Genomic DNA, 261 nt, shown 5'->3' on the forward strand with positions numbered 1-261 from the left:
TCGCCTTTGACTTCAATAGAAATGCTGTTTTCGTAACCAGATTCGCTGGAAGAAATCTTTTCACTAAAGCTAATGCCGCGTTCTTTTGCCACCATTCCAGCATTGACTTCATTTACAGTCGAATCAACACGCTCTTTTAAAAAGCCTGACAGGAGACTTTTTGTAATAAAGGATGTTTCGAGTTTTGAAATAGAGCCTTCGTAAGAGATGCCTACTTCTTTTACCGGTTCTCTCATAGATTGAGAGACAAGACGTCCGAGC

At 40.6% G+C, this 261-nt stretch carries 1 pseudogene; it reads right to left on the reverse strand.

Going from position 1 to position 261, the window contains the following annotated elements:
* Positions 1-261 (reverse strand): annotated as a pseudogene (locus SB658_RS24970) (phosphoglycerate dehydrogenase); the annotation flags it as partial.

It is taken from the genome of Bacillus sp. SIMBA_008, from assembly GCF_046535495.1.
GTDB classification, from domain to species: domain Bacteria; phylum Bacillota; class Bacilli; order Bacillales; family Bacillaceae; genus Bacillus; species Bacillus subtilis.